This window comes from Staphylococcus americanisciuri, from assembly GCF_024814435.1.
GTDB classification, from domain to species: Bacteria; Bacillota; Bacilli; order Staphylococcales; family Staphylococcaceae; genus Staphylococcus; species Staphylococcus americanisciuri.
This window is the reverse complement of the sequence record NZ_JANUXY010000012.1, coordinates 1-19,800: the sequence shown is the minus strand read 5'-3', so window position 1 is coordinate 19,800 and position 19,800 is coordinate 1. Positions and strand designations below refer to the sequence as shown.

Annotated in this window: 24 protein-coding genes; 22 read left to right on the top strand and 2 right to left on the bottom strand. The window is 36.9% G+C overall.

Annotated features, from left to right (window positions below; all coding sequences use genetic code 11):
• Positions 1 to 4: 4 nt before the first annotated feature.
• The 17 genes from NXS11_RS09970 to NXS11_RS09890 all read left to right on the top strand — a co-directional run bounded on the left by NXS11_RS09970 (position 5) and on the right by NXS11_RS09890 (position 16,709).
• Positions 5 to 430, top strand: a complete 426-nt coding sequence (locus NXS11_RS09970) for a DUF3168 domain-containing protein (protein WP_259200862.1) — start codon at positions 5 to 7, stop codon at positions 428 to 430.
• 6 nt (positions 431 to 436) lie between these two features.
• The gene (locus tag NXS11_RS09965) at positions 437 to 1,003 is read left to right on the top strand and encodes a phage tail protein (protein ID WP_259200860.1); all 567 of its coding nucleotides are present in this window, start codon (positions 437 to 439) and stop codon (positions 1,001 to 1,003) included.
• A gap of 55 nt (positions 1,004 to 1,058) precedes the next feature.
• Positions 1,059 to 1,553: a tail assembly chaperone gene (locus NXS11_RS09960; protein WP_259200858.1), complete on the top strand. Its 495-nt coding sequence runs from the start codon at positions 1,059 to 1,061 to the stop codon at positions 1,551 to 1,553.
• A 68-nt stretch (positions 1,554 to 1,621) separates the two neighbouring features.
• Positions 1,622 to 1,897, top strand: coding sequence for a hypothetical protein (locus NXS11_RS09955; protein WP_259200857.1), 276 nt, complete (start codon positions 1,622 to 1,624; stop codon positions 1,895 to 1,897).
• 13 nt (positions 1,898 to 1,910) lie between these two features.
• Entirely contained in the window at positions 1,911 to 4,904 is a 2,994-nt protein-coding gene (locus NXS11_RS09950) for a phage tail protein (RefSeq protein ID WP_259200855.1), read from the top strand.
• 113 nt (positions 4,905 to 5,017) lie between these two features.
• Positions 5,018 to 5,836: a phage tail family protein gene (locus NXS11_RS09945; protein ID WP_373319406.1), complete on the top strand. Its 819-nt coding sequence runs from the start codon at positions 5,018 to 5,020 to the stop codon at positions 5,834 to 5,836.
• A gap of 8 nt (positions 5,837 to 5,844) precedes the next feature.
• Positions 5,845 to 7,347 carry a tail tube TT1 domain-containing protein gene (locus NXS11_RS09940; RefSeq protein ID WP_259200852.1) on the top strand — a complete coding sequence of 501 codons (1,503 nt, stop codon included), beginning with the start codon at positions 5,845 to 5,847 and terminating at the stop codon, positions 7,345 to 7,347.
• A 2-nt stretch (positions 7,348 to 7,349) separates the two neighbouring features.
• Positions 7,350 to 9,287, top strand: a complete 1,938-nt coding sequence (locus tag NXS11_RS09935; RefSeq protein ID WP_259200851.1) for a right-handed parallel beta-helix repeat-containing protein — start codon at positions 7,350 to 7,352, stop codon at positions 9,285 to 9,287.
• Positions 9,288 to 10,733, top strand: a complete 1,446-nt coding sequence (locus NXS11_RS09930) for a BppU family phage baseplate upper protein (RefSeq protein ID WP_259200850.1) — start codon at positions 9,288 to 9,290, stop codon at positions 10,731 to 10,733. It begins immediately after the preceding gene.
• Positions 10,734 to 10,814: 81 nt separating this feature from the next.
• On the top strand, positions 10,815 to 11,114 hold the full coding sequence (locus NXS11_RS09925) for a DUF2951 family protein (RefSeq protein WP_259200849.1): 300 nt from the start codon (positions 10,815 to 10,817) through the stop codon (positions 11,112 to 11,114).
• A 142-nt stretch (positions 11,115 to 11,256) separates the two neighbouring features.
• Positions 11,257 to 13,167, top strand: a complete 1,911-nt coding sequence (locus NXS11_RS09920) for a glucosaminidase domain-containing protein (protein ID WP_259200847.1) — start codon at positions 11,257 to 11,259, stop codon at positions 13,165 to 13,167.
• Between the two features lie 11 nt (positions 13,168 to 13,178).
• A complete protein-coding gene (locus NXS11_RS09915; RefSeq protein WP_259200846.1) occupies positions 13,179 to 14,537 on the top strand; it encodes a BppU family phage baseplate upper protein in 1,359 nt (452 codons plus the stop codon).
• A gap of 12 nt (positions 14,538 to 14,549) precedes the next feature.
• Positions 14,550 to 14,909 (top strand): hypothetical protein, encoded by a 360-nt coding sequence (locus tag NXS11_RS09910; protein WP_259200845.1) that lies wholly within the window; start codon positions 14,550 to 14,552, stop codon positions 14,907 to 14,909.
• Positions 14,902 to 15,063, top strand: coding sequence for an XkdX family protein (locus NXS11_RS09905; protein WP_373319405.1), 162 nt, complete (start codon positions 14,902 to 14,904; stop codon positions 15,061 to 15,063). The genes NXS11_RS09910 and NXS11_RS09905 overlap by 8 nt, the downstream gene beginning before the upstream one ends.
• A gap of 57 nt (positions 15,064 to 15,120) precedes the next feature.
• Complete coding sequence (locus tag NXS11_RS09900) at positions 15,121 to 15,369, top strand: phage holin (RefSeq protein ID WP_259200844.1); 249 nt, start codon at positions 15,121 to 15,123, stop codon at positions 15,367 to 15,369.
• Between the two features lie 87 nt (positions 15,370 to 15,456).
• Entirely contained in the window at positions 15,457 to 15,561 is a 105-nt protein-coding gene (locus tag NXS11_RS09895; protein WP_259200843.1) for a hypothetical protein, read from the top strand.
• Between the two features lie 200 nt (positions 15,562 to 15,761).
• Positions 15,762 to 16,709 carry a peptidoglycan recognition protein family protein gene (locus NXS11_RS09890; protein WP_259200842.1) on the top strand — a complete coding sequence of 316 codons (948 nt, stop codon included), beginning with the start codon at positions 15,762 to 15,764 and terminating at the stop codon, positions 16,707 to 16,709.
• Positions 16,710 to 16,742: 33 nt separating this feature from the next.
• On the opposite strand, the gene NXS11_RS09885 is transcribed toward NXS11_RS09890, so the two are convergent.
• Both NXS11_RS09885 and NXS11_RS09880 read right to left on the bottom strand, forming a co-directional pair.
• On the bottom strand, positions 16,743 to 16,967 hold the full coding sequence (locus NXS11_RS09885; protein ID WP_259200841.1) for a hypothetical protein: 225 nt from the start codon (positions 16,965 to 16,967) through the stop codon (positions 16,743 to 16,745).
• A 14-nt stretch (positions 16,968 to 16,981) separates the two neighbouring features.
• The gene (locus NXS11_RS09880; protein WP_259200840.1) at positions 16,982 to 17,131 is read right to left on the bottom strand and encodes a ribbon-helix-helix domain-containing protein; all 150 of its coding nucleotides are present in this window, start codon (positions 17,129 to 17,131) and stop codon (positions 16,982 to 16,984) included.
• A gap of 130 nt (positions 17,132 to 17,261) precedes the next feature.
• Between NXS11_RS09880 and NXS11_RS09875 the strand changes: the two genes are divergently transcribed.
• The 5 genes from NXS11_RS09875 to NXS11_RS09855 all read left to right on the top strand — a co-directional run bounded on the left by NXS11_RS09875 (position 17,262) and on the right by NXS11_RS09855 (position 19,560).
• Positions 17,262 to 17,744, top strand: coding sequence for a hypothetical protein (locus NXS11_RS09875; protein ID WP_259200839.1), 483 nt, complete (start codon positions 17,262 to 17,264; stop codon positions 17,742 to 17,744).
• Positions 17,745 to 17,763: 19 nt separating this feature from the next.
• Complete coding sequence (locus NXS11_RS09870; RefSeq protein WP_259200838.1) at positions 17,764 to 18,027, top strand: hypothetical protein; 264 nt, start codon at positions 17,764 to 17,766, stop codon at positions 18,025 to 18,027.
• A gap of 89 nt (positions 18,028 to 18,116) precedes the next feature.
• Positions 18,117 to 18,440 carry a hypothetical protein gene (locus NXS11_RS09865; RefSeq protein ID WP_259200837.1) on the top strand — a complete coding sequence of 108 codons (324 nt, stop codon included), beginning with the start codon at positions 18,117 to 18,119 and terminating at the stop codon, positions 18,438 to 18,440.
• A gap of 95 nt (positions 18,441 to 18,535) precedes the next feature.
• Complete coding sequence (locus NXS11_RS09860) at positions 18,536 to 18,931, top strand: hypothetical protein (RefSeq protein WP_259200836.1); 396 nt, start codon at positions 18,536 to 18,538, stop codon at positions 18,929 to 18,931.
• Positions 18,932 to 19,383: 452 nt separating this feature from the next.
• Positions 19,384 to 19,560: an XRE family transcriptional regulator gene (locus NXS11_RS09855; RefSeq protein ID WP_506005049.1), complete on the top strand. Its 177-nt coding sequence runs from the start codon at positions 19,384 to 19,386 to the stop codon at positions 19,558 to 19,560.
• Positions 19,561 to 19,800 lie beyond the last annotated feature (240 nt).

The window sequence follows — 19,800 nt, the reverse complement described above, 5'->3', positions numbered from 1 at the left end:
TCAAATGTGGGTAACTGCTGAACCATTATTGCTTCAAAAAATTATGAATAACTTAATTGAGAACCCTGTCACTGACAAATTAGTTGGTGGTAGGGTTTTTGATTGTGTTCAAAAAGACGTGAAGTATCCATATATCATTGTGGGCGAGTCGAATGTTACAGAAAGTGAACGTTCACCAGGCATGAGAGAGACTATTGCAATTACTTTCCATGTTTATAGTCAGTATGAAAATGCTGCAGAAGCACGTGAGTTGTTGAAGTACCTCAATTATGCATGTAGACAAGGTTTGCAATTTGAACATTACGATATCGACTGGATTAAAAAGGACACATCACAAGTCTTGGTGGATATAGATCAATTTACAAAACACGGTGTACTTAGACTTCTATACAAAGTGCGCCATAAAACATTACAGGAAAAAGGAGAGTAGATAAATATGAGCTCAAGTTATATTGCAGTCTGCGAGCCCACTAATAACACGCTTGGTGCGATGGGTTTATTGGTTTCAGACTTGACAGAAGGCGAAAAGAAGATTTCATCCGAATTGACAGAGAAAATCGTTGCGGGTAAAACAGATTACTCTTATCAATCAGTATCAGAAGAAATCAGTTTAACATTTGGTAAAATTCCAGGTGATGAAGGTCAAAAACAATTTGAAAAAGCGATTAAAGATCGTAAGCAAATTAAGGTATGGTTGATTGAAAAGAAAAAACGAAAAGACGGCTATCATTCTGCATTTGGCTATGCGGTTGTTGAAGAATTCGGTAATTCTTTTGATGATGAAGAAGATAAAATCGAAGTAACTTTGAAAGTTAAATTTAACACGGCTGACGGTGTATTAGAAGAATTGCCGAAATCATGGCTAGATGCTTCTGTTGCTGGAACTACAGTTGAATTCGAAAAACCTGGAGAGTACAAGGGTGACCTTGAAGAACGTACAGCAACTGGTAAGACGTTTAGTGCTAATAGCGATGTATCAACGACAGATAAAGAATCTATGTAGTTTTTATAGGGCGTGTATGCGCCCTTATTTTATTTAAATTAAGTGAGGTAATAAGATGACTAAAAATGTATTTGAAGCGGAAAAATTTGAGCCAATCACTGAATTAGAATTTAAAGATGGAAAGTTGAAGGCAAAAGGGACGTTCTTATTTGATATCGAAGCAGAAAAGTATGCTGAGACAGACAAAAACGGTAACACGACGAGTGGCTACCACGAAATTTTACAAGGTATTTTGAATCGTCAAACATTATCTATTGTGCATTTTTGGGATTGTGCACTTGCTCATGTTAAAAATCGTCCGACAAAAAAAGAAATTCAAGACGCCGTTCAAGATGTAATTGATAAAGAAGGCACAACGTTAGGGTTATTACAAGGTGCTGTTCAAGTGCTAGGTGAATCTGGTTTTTTCAAGGAACAGTTCAAAATGTATTGGTTCCAGATTTCTCAAGGATCCAAGATGGTCAAAGAGGAAGAGAAAGAGGAAGCAGAGAAAGCAATGGCGTATATGAAGCAAACTTACAAAACTTTAACGGGCAAAGAACCGTTCTAAATTATAGTGAAATACGTGCTAAAACAGCGCAATTTCTAGGATACATCAACGCTGATGAATTGTATAATATGACGCCCAATGAATGGCAGGACTGGATTAGGGGCGCTCGAGAGCGCGAACTAGACATGCTTGAACACAATATCTACCAAGCGACTGCGAACGCAATGGCTCAAAGTAAAAAAGGTGTTAAGCCTATGTATAAAAAGTTGCAGCAAGCACGTGAAAATCTATTTAAAGATAATGTTCAGATTAGAAATGATCGTCAAAAAGAAATAGATCAACGTAAACGCTTGAGGGCATTGCAAGTTAAAGAAGCAGAGGAATTATTCGACTTTAATAAGTAAGTGAGGTGAACTGATGGAGAGAAATTTTTATGCGCGTATCAATGCGATTATTAAGAACTTTGAACGTAATGTGCGTAAGGCGCAAAGGTTGGCTAAGACTGCTGTGCCAAATGAAATTGAGACAGAGATTAAAGCTAATACGACAAAGTTTCAACGTGCATTGACGCGAGCTAAAGCTATGGCTCAAAAGTGGCGTGAGCATACTGTTAAAATTGATGGTGATGTGAAAGGTGTTAATCGGGCTGTTCGAGTAGCTAAGCTAAAGTTAGCTACTTTATTTGATAAAACAGTTAAAGTGAAGTTCAAAACCGATGGACTCACACGCACACAAGTTTTAACCAAAGCTTTAGGCAATTCATTGGACGACTTCGGCAATAGAATGGATCACTTAGCGACACGTATTCGTACTTTCGGTACTGTTTTTGGTCAGCATATTAAAGGTGTGTTAATTGCCAACTTCCAAGCGTTAATACCAGTTATTGCCGGACTCGTTCCAGTGATTATGGCAGTAGGTAATGCATTGAAAGTTGTGACAGGTGGTGCGCTTGCATTAGCTGGAGCTTTAGCTATTGGTGCTGGGGGTGTTGTTGCATTTGGTGCTATGGGTATCAGTGCTATCAAAATGCTAAACGACGGTACGCTTAAAGCGACTGCAGCAACTAAAAAATATGAAAAAGCTTTGGATGATGTAAAAGATACATGGACTGACATCATTAAGCAAAACCAAAACCAGATTTTCACTACTATGGCAAATGGTTTGAATATGGTCAAAGTGGCATTACAAGGCTTAAAATCTTTTTTCAATGGTGTTTCATCACAAATGGAAAAAGCGAGTGCTAGCGTACTTAAATGGGCTAAAACAAGCAATGTAGCTAAAAAGTTTTTTCAGGAAATGGGGACGACAGGTGTTTCTATTTTTGGCGACTTGTTACGTTCAGCTGGTCAATTTGGCGCTGGTATGGTTAGCATGTTCACACAGCTTATGCCGTTATTTAAATGGTCTTCTCAATGGCTCCAGCGACTTGGAGAAGATTTTAATAAATGGGTAAATAGCGCCAAAGGTCAAAATGCGATTAAGCAATTCATGGACTATACCAAAGAAAATTTACCGATTATCGGTAATATCTTTAAAAATACTTTTGCTGGTATCAATAATTTGTTAAAAGCATTTTCGGGAAATTCTACTAATGTTTTCAAAGGGCTTGAAGATATGACAGCGAAATTTCGAGATTGGTCGGAAACTGTCGGAAAATCCGAAGGCTTTAAAAAGTTTGTTGATTACGTTCAGCAAAATGCTCCCGTCATTATGCAGTTGATAGGCGATATTGTGCGGATATTAGTTGCATTCGGAACAGCAATGGCACCGATTGCGAGTTGGCTTCTTAAATTAATCGGTAAGATTGCTGAATTTACTGCAGCATTATTTGAAAACCATCCGAATGTCGCAAGGTTTTTCGGTATTTTAACGATTCTGGGTGGTGCTTTCTGGGCACTACTAGCGCCTATCACTTTTATCAGTTCTGTTTTAACGAATGTATTTGGTACTAGTTTGCTAGGTGCAGCCAAATATGTGTTGAAGTTTATTAAAAATTCTAGTTTGTTAAGAGGTGCTTTTGATTTATTGAAAGGTGCTTTAGGCAAGATACCCAAACCGCTCGAATTGCTTACAAGAGCTTTTCCAGCATTAGGTGGCGCATTAGCAGGTATTTCGGCGCCTGTATGGATAGTTATTGGCGTGATAACGGCTTTAGTAGGCATTATTGTTTGGTTGTGGAAGACAAATGAGAATTTCAGAGACACCGTAACAGACGCCTGGAATTCAATTAAAGATGCCATAGGTAGTGCGATTGAGGGCATTAAACAATGGTTATCTGATTTGTTCAATAAAGTGAATGAAACGATACAACCAATTCTACCGATTTTACAGAAATTAGGAGATTTTGCTAACCAAGCACTGGGTGTATTATTCGGCGGAGCCATTCAATTGCTGTTAGTACAACTACAAGGCTTATGGTCGATAGTAAAAGTTGTTTTTACTGCAATAGGTACTATTATTTCTGTCGCAATTCAAATAATTGTCGGCATTTTTACAGCGTTTATTCAATTTTTCACTGGTGATTTCGCAGGTGCTTGGGAGACAGTTAAGAATACTATTGCTAACGTCGGAGAGACGATTTGGAATGGAATACAGTCAATCTGGAATACGATTACGCAATTTTTATTCGATTGTTACGAAAAAGTCACTGGTAAAACAGTGTCGAGCTGGTCGGAAGTTTTGGACAACACGAAACAATTTTTATCAAATATTTGGAACTCGGTTTCAAGTTGGTTTACACGTGTGGTAGTAACGGTTGCTGCCAAAATGTTATCGGCAGCATCAAGAATTGTATCTACCGGTGCGCAATGGGTATCATCTATACGTCAAGCAATGTCTAACTTCTTAAATGCGGTTGTTCAAAAGTTTTTTGACGTCGTCAATGCGTGTCGCGATGGTATGCAAAAAGCACTTGATAAAGTTAAAGGATTTATTAGTAACTTTAAACAAGTGGGTATTGACATGATCGCCGGAATGATCAATGGCGTAATTCAAAAAGCTGGAGATTTAGCTAAAGCGGCATGGGACGCAGCAGCAGGTGCATTATCTGCAGCTAAGAAAGCATTAAATAGTCATTCTCCTTCCAGAAAATTTATGCAGTTAGGTAGAGATAGCATGACTGGATTAGGCATAGGTATTGATCAATTTGCTGGTAAAGCAGCATATGCAAGTAAAAAAGCTGCGATTGGAGTTATGGATGCATTTGATGCAAAATTAGCACCATCGTTTGATATTAGTGGACTATCTAATGCTGACATCCGCGATGTCAATGGGTATATCACAGAAGATGTGCGCCATTCGATTTTAGAAAGTCAACGACCAATCGTGAATATCGAAGTGCGTAATGAGGGAGATTTAGACTATATTCATTCGATTATTCGTGATAAAGATGCAAAAGAGTATTACACATAGTGAGGTGATGTCACTTGATTTATCGTGACATAGAAATTGTTAGAGATTCAAACATTTATAGGTTAAGTGACAATCCTATCACTTTTAAACGTTTGAAAGTGAAAAGCTTTAATGTGAGCGATTTAGAGCGTGAGTATAAATATGAAACTATTGATAGGTTGAGTGGTCGTTTCAATACGGGAGTTGCTGAATCAAGGCGTTCAGCGACTTTAGTTGTTGAATACGATGTTCAAAAGATTGCACATGCGATTCATTTAAGAAATCAATTAGTAAATTTGTTTAGGGACTCATTTTTTATTAGGGAACTTGTAGCAACAAATGTTGAAGTACCTTTTCAAAAATTTGGAGAGCGTGATTTTGAGTTCCCTTTAAACTATGCAAGTGGTATGCAACTAGAGTTACATTTAATTAGTGTTGGGGAGTACGACACAAATCGTACTTCTGGTGAGATTGAAATTACTTTTGAAACAAATGAAATACCATTTTATGAAAGCATAGGACGTAGTCTTCAATTAGAGAAGTTGGACGCGTCCTATTTTTTATGGTCGTCTGATATGGGGATTGAGATGCCATTAGACAGTAAGCAACGGAAATACACGTTTGAAAACGTCAATTCTGGCAATGTTTTCTATCATGGTACGCAAGGCATCGACCAATTCACGTTTGATAGAGTGATTACAATAACGCTCGGTTCCGACACTAAAAAGTTTAGTTGGAATCTACAACATTCGGAAGTGATGACCATCGAGGGATTGAATTTAAATGCTGGAGATGTCATAAAGTTCGATGGCTTACAAACGTACAGAAATGGTGTATCGATTGATGAATATACAAGAATGAGTCAACCATTTTTTGAATATGGCTATAACTTTTTTACATTGAATCAGAAAGTAAGCAGCATTGTGTTTGATATGAAATTTTATTACAAGTAGGTGTTATCATGCCGATTTTAATTAAAAACAGGATTGGCAAAGGTTATCCAGTTTACACGTCTACCGTACTTACACATAAGTTGAGTGATGATGGTAGTTTAACCTTTGATATTTTAGAAAACGAAAATACGTATGACCTTATCTCAGCTATTGGTAAAATGTGGACTGTTCATAACGTGGAAGGTGCTGATGATAAGCGTGTATATGTGATTACTATCATTGATAGACAGACTCGTGGAGAAAAGCAGTATGTGTCTGTCACAGCACGTCAAAAAGAACTTGATGATTTGATGGTATCTCGAATCATCAGTAATGTAACTGGTAGTTTTACAGTTGAAAACTATTTCAAAATTGTATTTGACGGTAGTGGTTACCAGTTCAAATTGCAGGGAAAAGCATCTTCTTCTCGCTGGGAGAACGCAGGAGATGGTGACAGCCGTTATGAGATGTTTATGAATGGATTGAATCGCTACGGTTTCGAATATACGTATGATCCTAGTACAAAAACGTTTATATTGGAGCCGTTTGTAGAGAAAACAGCTTCTTATTACCTCTCAAATAAAGTTAATGCTAATAATTTGAAATTAGAGGAAGACGCGAGTGAGTGCTATACGTTCATTCGTGGATATGGTGGTTATGATGAAGGAGAGCCGTTTACAAATGGCAGTGTACAAATCGAGTTTACGCATCCCCTTTCAAAAATTATAGGAAAGAGAGAAGCACCGCCTGAAACAGATGGAAAAATTACGCATGTTGAGACGATGAAGCAGAGATTAGAAACGATTATTAATCAATCTCTTAAAACATCATTGTCACTTGATTTTATAGCGTTAAGAAAGCATTTTCCAAAAGCCGTTCCAAAAATTGGTGACTTAGTGCCTGTCAGGGATGACATTTTAGACATTAGAGATAGTGTTAGAATTATCGAAATTAAGACTGTACGTGATGCGCATAACGAGATTATTAAGCAAGATGTTGTTTTGGGCGATGTTCGACGTCGTGATAGATATATCAAGCGTGTGAATAATGCTGCAACACTTGCAAGTGGACTTGGTGGTGGTTCGGAAGGTGTACGTGCAATTAGAACAGTTCAACAACGTGTTGTCGCTGCGTCACAAGCAGTTGTAGATGTATCTAATACGTCTGCATCTTTAGAATTTGATGGCTTAGGGATTCATGGGAAAAGTGGCAAACTTGCCGTTTCGTTTATGCAAGATGGTATCAAGTCAAGCAATGACGGCGCTCAAAAGTACACAACGTTGATCAATGGTAATGGCTTTAATATGGATGCTATGCCAACAGCAACCCCATTACAAAAAGGCTTAATGTCTGCACAAGATAAAACTAAGCTAGACCGATTGAGCGATGAAAACTTTATGACAACCGAAGAACGTACAAAATTAGCAAGATTGAATGCAAATGCTAAAGGGCTTGTGCTGACGGGGGATAACGGCAAGAAATATAATTTGTCTGTTGACGCAAATGGTCAGCTTATTGCAAGGGAGGTCTAATATTGAAATTAGATTTATTAAAAAAACTAGACGTATTTTTTAATGATAAATTTATCGAACAGAATGAAAGCAACTATAAAAAAATTGAAGAAGCAATTAATGAAAATGATAGTGATTTGACGAATCACAAAACAACTGATTTAAATGCACATAATAGCAAACAAATCTCACATGAAAACACAACAGTATACAAAATGCTTATTTATCAAATGGAACGTATTCGTAATTTAGTATTGGGTGTTGATGGTGATGGTATCAAAGAAGTAACAGACAGCCGTGTATCGATTGATGGTAAAAAGCATGGGTTACTATCTGAACGATTATTTTATGATTTGAATAAAACGAACGAAAAGATAGAAAAAGTTGATAAGAAATCTGTAGAAATCAATTTTGATACGTTTAATCCTGATAAGACAGGTGAGACACCAGCCAACTTAGAGTTACAAGAAGCGCTAGATCAAATACGTGACGCTGGTGCCGGAACACTTGTGATTAAAAATGGTACTTATTTAATCAACAAGCGACTGACTGTATACTCAAACACAACTATCAAAATGGAAGAGAATGCTGTTTTATTGAGAGGTAATGCGAGAGCTATTTTGGATTTTGGTGACATTAATGATGTGTTTTATGGCTATGATGGCGTTAAAAACATTCATATTATAGGAGGTACACTCGATTGTAATTTAGAACAAATCAATAAATATCCGACAGATGCTGCAAATATGGTCAATATAAGACACGCTAACAACGTGTCTTTTTATAATGTCAAATTTAGAAATACGCTGTCTTATCATGCGATTGATGCGAATGGTGTCAACAACTTGAGTATTAAAAACTGTATTTTTGAAGGCTATAAAAATTTAAATGGCGCTGAATTAAAAGAAGCTATTCAAATAAGCGAAATGATGCAAGGTGGTGTAGGAGGCTCAGGAGCTTGGGACGGCACGCCGTGTAAAAATGTTGCCATTACAGGCTGTACATTTAGAGCCTCAGACATTGCACCAAGTTTTCAAGTTGCTATCGGTAATCATGCAAGTATTCATGATGTCTTTCAAGAAAACTTCAAGATTACAAATAATATATTTGAAGATTGTTATATTGGCATTCGACCGTTCAAATGGGTAAATGTAGAAATTTCTGGAAATATATTTGATCGTAATACAATATGTGTACGTATTGCGGCTGCAAACAATTCTAAAAATGTGAAAGGTGTGCAGTCTAATAAAGCGCAGGCGGGTAATATTTATCACATCAAAGAGAATATTTTTAGAGATTATACATTGTTTGGTGTATGTGCAGTAGGTGAAGTGTGTAACGATAGCTTCGGTTACGTTGGTCACATTCGAATCAATGATAATACTTTTATGTGTGAGAATAACGGAAATAGTGAGAACATTCTTTTGAGCTTGTGCAGACATATCCAAATTAAAGGAAATCATATGAGTTATGGCTATCGTGGCATGAACATTGATGGCTCTCACAATATCTTTATTGACAATAACTATATTGAACATATGAAAACGGAAGCCATATATATTAATCGTTCTGGATACGAAGGTTATGCACAAGAGACGAAGCACTTAAACATAACAAATAACACCATTAACAGTACAGGTAAAAATGGTTGTTATGTTCAAAATTCACGTTATGTGTACATTGCACAAAATAGAATATTGAATACTAGCCTGTTTACTGGCGATAAAGTGACACGAGGTGGCTTGTACTTAAATGATTGTAGAAATGGACGCATTGAGTCGAACGATTTTTGGGAAACAGGCGCTTTTGCTATTTTAGGCGCATCGCTGACAAACTTTATCGCTTTTAACAATGGGGGAAGTGGTGTTGTTCAATTGTTTGGTGATGCTACATCGATAGGCTATTATAACGTCAACTCCAAAAACAATATTGTGAAACGAGATACGAAAGGAGATGGTTAGATGGTGAACTATGACGCTAGACCTAACAAAAAAGCCACAATCAATTTAGATACGACGGTATTTAAACAAAGTAGAAGTGACTTAAATATTACTTTTTCTACAGCTGATAGAGACACTGGCATTTTTGAATTTATAGTAACGCAAGGTAATAAGCCATTATTTATCGGTAATGACAACGCAATAGCGAGTATTATTTTTGTGCATTCGAATGGTTTGAAAGTCAAAATGCCATTGGAAATTATGGACGCTATGAATGGTAAACTCTCTGTACTTTTACCAAACGATCTTCTGAAAACACCAGGCAATGTTACGGCACAAGTTTATATTGCAAGAAGATCTAAAACAGAGACACAAGCAGTCGTTGCTGAACGCATATTTAGTTTTACAATTGAAAAATCTTTAGCTTGGGAGTTTGACGCTGAAACAAAACTGAATTACATCATTGAGTTTGATGAATTAGAATCACAGTTAAAACAACGTGCACATGCAATTGAATTGGCGATGCGTAATGGAGAAGATTATGTCGCGCTTATCAATAAAGCGAAAGAAGATGGTTTATCGGATATACAAGTTTTAAAAGCTGAAACTTTAGATGCTATAAAGAATTTATCTGCTGCGAAGACAAAAGAGCTAACTGTAAATGCGACGCGTTATATCGGTGAATTAACTAAAATTCGTGACTCTATTAATAATAAGATTGATGGTTTTCACAATGGAATTGATGAGAACGGATCAATAATGAATTCAGGTTCATCACTTACAGATAAAAACGGCTACAGCATGTCAATAGAACTTCTTGACTTTATGAATTTAGGGAACTCGATAATGAAGTCTGGTTTATATTATGTACAAAACGTTGAAAATGCACCATCCAATGAAAGCTCAAATGGTTATGTTTTGGCGAACTTTAGAAGCGTTGATAATGGTCACTTACTATATACGCCAACAGATTCAAAAAAGATTTACAGCGTCCAGAAAGTGAACGGTGTTTGGGGAAGCTTACGTGATTTAACACGCGATATGGAAACAGAGACAGGCTCTCAATCGAAAGCAGACGCGGCATATGAGAATGCTATTAACTACTTCAATGAGAAGACAGCTACAAATTTCAAAACGCTTTGGGAAGGCGCTGCAAAAGAAAAAGATACTGTTATTGACTTGTCGGAATCATATGAAGCTTATAAAATGCTTATTTTTGTTTACAACACTGTAGGTGGCGTTAAAAATACTTTTAAGCTAGTCAAAAATCTAAAAAGTATAGTGATACATGACTTTAACCTTTCTGATACAGACGCTGGGACAGCAAGGTTTTTTGAGGCGACTTTGGAAGCGGTTGGTACAACGCAATTCAAAATACGTAACAACAATACGTATTCAGCAGAATCGAATAAGGGAATGCTGAATTCTAATGCTATTGAAATTCGTGAAATTGTAGGTGTGTATTAATGGAAATAGCAGTAGCAGAGATGTCTGTTGTGAAGTATCTAGAATGAACGAAATTAAAGCTTTTTGCAGAGGTGACAATAAATGACGAATGAGCTTCGAAGCGCCGAACACGAACGACGTATTAGGCGATTGGAAGAAAATGATGAGAAAATTTTTGATTCTTTAGAACAAATCAAGGATGCGCAGCATGGTCAAAATCTAATCAATCAAAAGATGGATTTCACTTTAGATGCAATTAATCGAGAAAGAGAAAATGACCATGAAAGAAAAAAAGAAAACAACCGAAATATCCGTGAAATGAAAATGTGGGTGCTAGGCTTAGTTGGCACAGTCATTGGCTCATTAGTCATCGCATTTTTACGGATATTATTAGGTATCTAAAAAGGTGGTGTTAATCATGCTGAAATTACTATTCGGTGCATCGTTATGGACGTGTTTTTGGTTTGGAAAATGTAAATAATTATCCTTTAAAAGTCAGTGCTTAAACAGTGCTGGCTTTTTATTGTGGAAGTGAGTTGATGTTATGGCATTACCAGCAACAGGAAAGCCAACCGCAGCTCAAGTCGTCACTTGGGCTAGAGACTTAGCTAATAGACGTGCTGGTGTCGATGTGGATGGATATTATGGGTACCAGTGTTGGGATTTACCAAATTATATTTTAAAGAAATACTGGGGATTTGTGACTTGGGGTAACGCTAATGCAATGGCAAACCAAAGCAACTATAGGGGTCATGACTTCAAAATTTATCGCAATACACCCTCATTTATACCGCAACCAGGAGATTGGGCAGTCTGGGCAGGGAGCAATCCAGGACACGTCAATATTGTTGTCGGTCCGAGCTCCACAACGCGTTTTTGGGCGGTTGACCAAAACTGGAATAGTCCAAATAGTTTCAGAGGATATCCTGCACAGTTAATAAATCATACTTATGATGGCGTGACACACTTTGTAAGACCACCTTACAAAGCCGAACCAAAACCTGCACCAACGCCAACACCAACAAGTCCCAAACCAGCAACACAACCAAGCACACCTAAACCTGTTGAGAAAGCACCAGAGCAGCCTATTTTTAAAGATGTAACAAAAGTTATTTACACTTTAAAACGTGATGATTTTGGGCAACGTGATAAATTTGAGCATCGTGTTGCTTGGGGAAGAAAACGACAAGGTAAAGTGAAAGGGATAACAGTTAAAAATGCACATACGATGCGTTCTGTACATGATTTGTATAATGACAGAAATCAGTATATTAATACATCTGATTATCCTCATTATTATGTGGATTATACAGGCACATGGTCGCCAAGAGATGAAGCTTATGAAGTACCAGACGACTCCGATAACATAGTCATCGAAATCTGTGGCGATTATGTTGATGATAGAGATGCTTTTTTCTTAAGTGAATTTTGGGCGATCATGCTGGGTTGGGAAATCTTTGAGAAGTACAATCTAAAGTTTGATTACAAAAGCTTAAAAGTTGATGATGCGATTTGGCGCAGTTTGAAAGAACATGTTAACTGGGATTTTGTGAAAAACGGATTTCCAAGTCAAGAAAAATTGGAAGAATTAGCCAAAGTTCTGGCAGGACTTTACGCGAATAAAAAAGCTTTGCTTGCGAATGTAGGCTCTGAAAAAATCACTAAATCAAAAATCAAAACAGTTGTAAAAAATGCTGAGACGGTTGTGAAGCCAAACGCACCAACGTCAACACCGACACCTCCTAAACCAGCAACACCTACCAATAATAATCCTAAAATTATCATTGAAAAAAGTAATTATACATTTGCTCAAGCGTTGAATTTACAAATGTTGAGAGGCATGCCGATGAAGTCTGTAAGCGGTGGTTGGATACATGCGACAAGACAACAGACAAGTGATGCGATGAATACAAGCAAGATTTGGGGAGATGCTACACAGCGCTACCAAATGCTTAATTTAGGAAAGTATCAAGGTGTTCCAGTTGCTAAATTGAATCAAATTTTGAGTGGTAAAGGCACACTTCATAATCAAGGTCAGGCATTCGCAGATGCTTGTAAAAAGTATGATTTGAATGAGATTTATTTAATTGCGCATGCATTTTTAGAAAGTGGTTATGGTAAGTCGAATTTTGCAAGTGGGCGCTATGGTATTTATAACTTTTTTGGTATAGGCGCTTTTGATAGTAACCCTAACAATGCGATTACTTTTGCACGATCGCAAGGCTGGACTACAGCTTCTAAAGGTATTATCGGTGGTGCAAAGTTTGTGCGTGAAGGCTATATTAACAAAGGACAAAACACGTTGTATCGTATGCGCTGGAACCCTAAAAATCCGGCGACACATCAATATGCGACGGCGATTGAGTGGTGTCAGCACCAAGCAACAACAATTGCGAATCTTTATAAACAGATTGGTTTGCAAGGTGTTTATTATACGCAAGATCAGTACAAGTAAGAGGTGGTTAAGTGATTTATAAAAATAAGGATATTACAGCTAATATTAATGAAGTTGGCGTCAATATCGGTAATATCAATGCTAATTTTTATAATAAAGATATTGAGACGGCATCGATACGTATTTATGTGAAATGGCAAAATGATGCGTTTGATTTAAGTAACAATGTATTTACACCAAAGTTAGATTTATTTTGCGAAGATGGCTCGATTTTTATCGATGAACCTTTGAAAATTATTTTGTCTGAAAAAGGGCTTATACAATATAACGTGACGAAAAGTGTTAGTCGTCATGTTGGAAATGTGAAAGCGAAACTTTATTTAGTGAATGAGGATGAATCTATACATGTCGTATCATTCGATTTTAATATTAATGACAGTGGTGGCGACGATTTAGTATCGAAAGAAATTAGCGTTAACTTAGTCGAAGATACTGTTATACGTATTTTAAAAGATAATAAAGTTAGTTTATTAGGCAAAAAATTCGAACAAAAAATTAGTGATGATGCTAAAGCCTATATCAATGCGAATGCATCTCGTTTTAAGGGTGACAAGGGAGATAAAGGCGACAGAGGTTTGCAAGGCATTCAAGGTGAACGTGGTGTGCAAGGTGTAAAGGGGGACAGGGGATTACAAGGTACAAAAGGAGAAAAAGGGGATAAAGGTGACAAAGGCGATAGAGGATTACAAGGTACACCTGGCATTATACCTGACACCCAAAACTGGCAAAAATTTAAGCTAAGTACAGACGATGGTAAGACATTTTATGAAGTTGGTCATACATTAGACTTTAACGATGATGAACAGTTGAAGAATTTACCGATTGGGTCACGGTACATCGCTAACTGCACGAATACACCTGTAAATGCTACTTCAAAGCACGGCTGGGTGACTAAGTTGAGCAGAGGCGCCGTCCAGCTTATTGAATTTAGACCATTCAACTCCAAACAAATTTTTGTTAAAAGATTTCACATCGATTGGAATGGCTGGGAACAGGTAGACGCGGATTTTATGGATACTGGATGGTTACCATTGAAACTTATTAATGGTGTACAGTCTTATGGTAGTACAACAACGCCTCAATACAGATTTATCAAAAATAATGGTGTTTTGACATTGGCGTTAAGAGGAGCTGTTAAAAACATTACTAGAGCTAATACAATCATTGCTGTAATACCTAACAATATCAGTAAGTACATTACGCAAACATTGCCTTTTCTACAAAACGGTTCGTTTAAAGGTGGTAGAGCAACGACGATTCGCTGGAGTCTTGAAACGTCGGGGAATATCAAAATGGAGCGTGTTTCGTTTGATGAATCGAACGGAATCGCTGGTGACTGGTATCCAATCGATGCACATTTTACTTTATAGGAGATGATGAAAATGGGATTTAAGCAAGTGTATTTTTACGACGGCACGCCGTATTTGGTTTCCCAAAATCAAAGTGGTGATTTTCAATATCCTGATGATGATTGGACTGATATTGCGCCTCCGGAAGGCATTTACAGTCCTTTTCACTTTGATCCACTTATAAATGAGTGGATAGGAGTTTCTCGAGAGCAATGGTTGACTGCTGTTTTCGATAAAGATGATGAAGTAAGTAGTATCGAAGTAGATGAAAAAGATGCTGTAATCGCTGAACTTACACTCAAAGTTTTAGAATCACAAGATGAGATTAACAGCTTAAAAAATGATGTAGCAAATCTTACATTAACATTTTTAGGGGGTGATACTAATGCGTAATACGATAATGCATAATTTAGCTATTAAGTACTATAACATGGGCTTATATAGCGAAAAACAATTGGCGTTGTTCGTCGCAAAAGGGTTTGTGTCACAGGAAGAATTTAAAGAATTGACAGGCTTGGATTACAAAAAAGTAGTTCAAGCCGACTAAAATAACAGTAAAGTCGGCTATTAGCTTAGTCGGCTTTTATTTGTAGGAGGTAGAGATATGGAAGATAAAGTAAAACAGTTTATTGCTTTGATTGGTGGTTTCTTAGGGGCATTATATTTGGCTTTACAAGCGAGCGGTGTTACGGCTGATTGGTTGAATCCGCAAGCTGTAGACGCATGGGTCAATGTATTGAATACTGGTGTGCCATTAGTTTTAGTGGCATATGGCGTGTGGAAGAATACGTTTATCGTTAAAAAGTCTGCGCGAGAGCAAGAACAGTATTTAAAAAACAAAGGATTAAAATAGAAAAGTAAATATGATAGAATAATGGATGAGCAAGTTGGATAGATGGTGGCTAATCTCTTGAAAAAGGGGTGATGCCTATGGTTATAGTTGTTACTCCTGGAAAGGAATAGCATGACTGATTATGAAATGCTGATGGTTGTATTAACAATCATTGGGTTAGTAATGATAAGTCAAAACAACCATAAAAAATAACCATCTATAGCTTTGGCGAGCAGATGGTTAAGTGGTAATATAAACATTTAATTATCTAAGCCACCGTCTTTTTAACGGGCTCATAGGGCATGTTAGCGCATGTCCCTTTTCATATTTAATTTAACATATCAAATTTATATAATCAACCTTAACCGTCGTCTATTTAATTAGGTGGCGGTTTTATATTGGAGGAATTTATTATGACAAAAACTAGAATCGGTACGTGGAATGGCGTGCCAGTATATACGGACTTTTTACCTTTCGGCACACGACGTACAGGGCAACGATTGGATAGTGGTAATCCTAAATTTGCGGTGTTTCACGACACAGGAAATCCTAATTCAACAGCACAAAATAATGTTGATTATTATCGCAACACGTATAATATTGGATGGGATGCAACTGCGTCAGCGCATATTTTTGTGGATGATAAAGAAGCTATTATCTGTATTCCAGTCACTGAAAAGGCATGGCATGTGTTATACAATACACCAATCGATAATGCTTGGTATGGCGATGACGCCAACGACATTGCTTTCGGTTTAGAAGCTTGTTACTTCTCTGATAGACAACGTACTTTGAAGTCTTTAGATAATTCATGTCGAATTATGGCGGCATTGTGTAATTCTTGGGGCATTAATCCACGCAATCAAATGCCTGGGCACCAAGATATCCAATACGATAAGCAGGATCCTGGTAACATCCTAGCAGCAGCTGGTTACGGCAGACGTGACATGTCTGTTATTGATAACTTGGTTGTTAAATATATGAATGGTGACGCACCAGTTAAAAAGATTGCGCCGACTGTTAAAACACCAGTTCAAGGCAAGCCATTACAAACCATTTGGGCTTGGGAAGGTACATTTACTGCGCATAAAACTAATACGCTACCTATCACAGTTTACAGAGAGTTTGGTTTAGATAAACAGCAAGTTGATGAAGATTCATTTATCAATGCTGGAGAATATGTAACATTTGACCAAATTATTAAAGACGTTAAAAATGGTTACTGGTGGATTAGATTTAAGTATGCTGCCGATGGCGCTAACAAGAAAGATTACTTCTACATGCCTATAGGTAAAATCACAGATAAGCAAGAAAAAATTAAAAATGAGAAAGAACTATGGGGTTCGATCGAGTGGGCATAAAACAAGGGTAGCGTAACGGCTACCCTCTTTTTTTTATATATTGAAGTCCTCAACCTCTATTGACTTCGCAATATCTTCTCCAAATAAGTCAAAATTATCAATGCTGTCTATAATAATACTCTCTTTATTCTTATTTACTGCAAACTCTAATCCACCTACTTCATACACTCCTATATACAGCCTGTTTAATAATTGTTCTTCTGTAATATTCTTCTCTTCTAATTCATTTATAATGCTACTAGTAAATTGTAATTTCATAGCGTCACCTCAAATTAATTATGCTTCTTATCAATATAAGAAGTAATCAAATATTCAACCATGTTACTCATACTTCTATTTTCATTTTGAGCAATATATTTTAGCTTATCTCTATTTTCTTTTGAAATCGTCACACTGATTCTAGTATTTTCTTTTTTTATCATGCTATCACCTCAAAATTATTGTAACACAGTGCAGTCACTTTTCGAAGTAAAAAAAGAACAAAAGAGTTGCACAGTGCATGCACTTAGTGTATAATATAAGTATAAAGTTAAACAAAGGAGGAAGAAAGTCATGAAAAAACAACTTTTCAAACACGCATGGAAATTAGCAAAAGAGGGAGCTGAAAAATTCGGTGGTACTTCAAAAGAGTACTTCGCTGAAGCATTAAAAATGGCTTGGGCAATCTTGAAAGATTACAACAGGCCTGAGATTGAAGTTCCTGCGTGGATTGTACGCAAAAACGTTGGCAATGTGCACGTAGTTGCCAAATCGGTTCTTTCTGTTGAAAAAGAAACAGAAAAAGCCTTGTGTATCCATGCGACAGGAAAGTTTGGAAGTTTCAGCTTTTGGACTCCTAAGAGCGTTCTTAAAGAAAAGAACGTTACTGATTACTTTAACTGTGACGTTACAGTTGAATGTGAGTTGGAAACTTACATGAACACTCACTTCGACTTAGTTAAAAAGGCTAAAGAATTAGGAATCAAAGGTGTGCATGCTCGCATGAAGTCGAGCACACTGAGAAGAAAAATAAAAGAAGCGACACAAGTCGCTTAATATAAAGGAGTAGATGACAATGAATTATACAACTAAAAAGCTGACGAGCAAGGAACGAGAGGAACTTGTTGGATATGATGGCTCATATCGAACAGAAGACAATTGGGTATCATGGTGTCACATCTGGGTATATGGAGAAGACATATATGCAATAGAGCCATATGCTCTGCGTGGTGACGGGAATGGCGATTATAAGAAACATTTTTATAATCGAATTCAAGGGGAGGAATTGGAAGAACTTTTCCACAACGGGGTGGAAATCAATTTCGATGAAGACCTTTAAGCACGGAATTAATGATTGTTAGCGTGTATAACATTAAGTTATGCACGCAATAGAATTATTAATAAAAAAATATAAAGGAGTAGATAAAAATGAAAGAATTGAGTTTAGGGTTAGTGGCAGGTCGTCATGAGATTGACGATGTAGATGAATACATATTTGATGGTGTTAAAGATGTATTTGATTTTGCCGATATGCAACGTCAGATACACGATAAATTGTGTGACGCAGAAGCGGTGACGCTTTATGTTACAGGGCTAAGCGTGTGTTTGGTCGAAGTCATGAACTATTGTATCTTCAACAATGTCAACTTGACGCTCATGCACTACGACCGTGAGTCAGACACTTATGTAGCTCAGGAGACAATGTGTGACACACATTACATAGCGCTACAAGAGAGTGGCGTTGTGTCATGAGAAAGCACATTGAAAGCTTGTTAGAACGCAACATCTCCGGGTTGTCAATTGAGCTTGGGGAAAAATTAGAGAAGTATGAAAAGGAGCTGGAAAGAATGGAAAGAATAGAAAATAAAATTGTAAAAGTTAATAGCGAAGAAGTTGAAATCATTGAACAATTGGGTGAGTATTTCATAGACATCAAAAATGATGGTAGTTATCGTTATGATGTCGCACATGCTTCCCTGTATAAGGTAGAAAACGAAGCGGGCAACGTATATTTTGAGATTGCTTGTCACGACACGTATGGTGTTGATTTTACCGAAAAAGTCACAGAATACAATATTGACTTTTTTGAAGATACGTGGCTAGCCGAAGACCAAAAAGGTGGCACGTATTATGATTCCATATTTTTCAAAGAAGAGAAAGACGCCATAGACTATTTAAAAATGGTCTTAAGAGCGCACGAATCATTTGAAGAAGCTGTGCGAGCGTCCGGACTTATTGAGTAATTTAAACCGTACCGTAAGTGGTGCGGTTATTTATTTGAAAAAATTATAGAAAAATATAGTAAAAGGCAGAAAAAGATAGTGAAATATAGAAAAATATAGTAAAAAGGGTTGACTACGTTATAATTCTAACGTATAATATAAGTATACCAATTAGGAGGGAGGGAAAATAAATGAAGAAACAAAAAAAGCTCAAAAGCCTTAAGTTCTCGATAAAAATTAACCTAGCCGTTATCGTAATCGAGATAGCTTTTGAACTAAACTAAATAACGGGAGGGAAACCTCCCTCTCACATTTAGTATATAAGTTTCTTCGTTTATTTGCAAATCATGAAAATTCATTACAACGTTAGAAAGACCAGTAAAAAAGAAAAAGCAGAATTTGTTATAGGTGTATTATTTATTTTAATAATTATATGTATGATAAAGGTCGTGTTTTAAATGAGGACTGAAATAATGAACTTACTCAATTCTGATATTAGTGCTTATCAAATAAGCAAAAGCACTGGAGTTAATGAGTCGACAATTAAACAATTAAGGTTAGGTAAGTCTAAACTAGACAGATTAGGTTTATTAAATGCCGAAAAATTGTACGATTACCAAAAGCAAATTGAAGAAAATGAGAAAAATTGAGCTAAAAAACATAATTCCAGCAAGCAAAAGACATTAAATGGTATTTTGAGCGGAACGTCCCCGAAACGTCCTCAAAGTGGCTTGAAGCCCTTCATATAAGGGGTTAAAATCAGCCTCATCTTCCGGTATTTAGGTGTTTTTCGTTGTTCTGCCGTTGTATCTCGTGAACGTAAACGTTGATATGACGGCATTTTGTTGTCTTTTGTTGTTTTTCGCTGGAACTCGTATTTTGAGCGGAAC